The 1,654-nt window shown below is 70.7% G+C and carries 2 protein-coding genes; both read right to left on the reverse strand.

What is annotated here, in order from left to right:
* Positions 1–1,483: amidohydrolase family protein (locus tag GXY85_07315; protein ID NLW50641.1), on the reverse strand; the 1,483-nt coding region annotated here is incomplete at its 3' end.
* Between the two features lie 23 nt (positions 1,484–1,506).
* Positions 1,507–1,654 (reverse strand): hypothetical protein (locus tag GXY85_07320; protein ID NLW50642.1); only part of this gene is annotated, 148 nt, incomplete at its 5' end.

The raw sequence follows: 1,654 nt of genomic DNA on the forward strand, positions 1-1,654 counted from the left end.
CGCTGCCGAACAGCAGCCGGTCCGCACCGATCCGCGCCACCACCTCCTCGCACTCCCGCGGCCCCAGCAGCGGGCAGGAGCAGATGTACAGGTTCGGGTAGCGCTCCATCAGCCCGGCGTAGGCCAGGAACGTGTGCCCGTTGATGAAGCACGCGTTCGGGTATCGGGCGAGCAGAGGCTCCAGCTCCTCCACGGGGCCCCAGTTGTGGCTCAGGATGATCTGCCGGCGATCGTGCGCCCAGCGACAGGCCACGTCCGCCAGGCCTTCCTCCGGGTAGTCCTCGTGATAGGGCGCCGGCTTGACTCCCCCGAACGCCATCAGCTTGATGCCGCGCAGGCCCATGCGCGCGCCGCGCTCCAGCTCCCGCTGCATGTCCGCCGCGCCCCGGTTCTGGTTCAGCATCGTAAAGCCGATGAACCGGTCGGGATGGCGCCGGACGGCGTCGGCGACGACGTCGTTGCCGTAACACTCGTCGCTCGTGACCGCGGCGAAACTGAACACGCACGCCCGGCGTTCGCCCAGGCGCTCCATCTCCCGCACGATGCCGTCCGGATCGCCGTCGGGGACGTGATAGTGGCACCAGCTCCCGCCGAGGTGCCCGTGGCAGTCCTCGAACTGCATGTCCTGCGGGCGTTCGCCCGTGCGGCCGAACTGCACGTATTCGTCGGCGGGCGGCGTCGGGGCCACCCGGGGATGCTCCGGCTCGCACCAGGCGATCAGGCGCCGGAGGTTGTCGCCCGCGATCCGCCGCTTGTCCTCGTCCTCGATCTCGGCGCACGCAAGCGTGGCCACCGTCATGTGGGGGCCGAATGTCGGCCAGTTCGAGCCGAACAGCAGGCGCTCGCTGCCCCATCGGCGGGTGACGTACTCGATGCCGTGATGGAGCCAGTAGCCGCTCAGCTCGACGTGCAGGTTCGGGCAGGCGTCCAGCGCACGGTAGAGGGTCCGCTGGCTGCGGCGGATGCGGAACTCGCTGACGACGACCGGCAGCGCGGGCCAGCGCCGGCAGAGCGCCACGACGGCGTCGTAGTCGGTGCGGTCCATCGCGGCGGGGCCCGGCCCGACCTCGTCCGGCACGAGGAAGACGGGCACCCGGGCGCCCGCCAGCGGCTCCAGCAGGGCGTCCACGGACCACTCCGACAGGCGGATGCGGTACTGCCCGGTGAACAGGAACAGGGCGCCCACATGGTTCGCACGCATCTGCCGGACGAACTCGGCCGGTTCCGGCTGCTCCTCGGCGCAGGGCGGCACCGCCGTCCAGGCGGGATGCAGCCGCGGGTGTTGCACGGTGGCGTCCAGGACACGCCGGTTCCCGTCGAGCGGATGGCCGGCGCCGCTGAGGCTGTCGACGACGAGCGCCTCGCAGATGTCGTAGTGGTCCATCTCGGCCAGCAGGTCGTCGCACGAGTGCAGGCCGGCGGGTCCCAGGCGGTAATGTCGTCCGATCGTGCAACGGGCGTCGAAGAACTTCCAGCGCGTCATGGTCGCATCGTCCTCCCAGGCAGTCACGGGTGCAGGCTGTAGCGGGTCAGGAGCCGGCGCAGGTTGCCGCCCAGGATCATCCGCTTCTGCTCGACGGGCAGGCGGGCGAACAGGATGGGCCCCAGCCCCCAGGCGATGGGCAGGTCCTGCAGGTCGCTGCCGAACAGCAGC

Source organism: Candidatus Brocadiaceae bacterium (genome assembly GCA_012728835.1).
In the GTDB taxonomy this organism is placed as follows: domain Bacteria; phylum Planctomycetota; class Brocadiia; order SM23-32; family SM23-32; genus JAAYEJ01.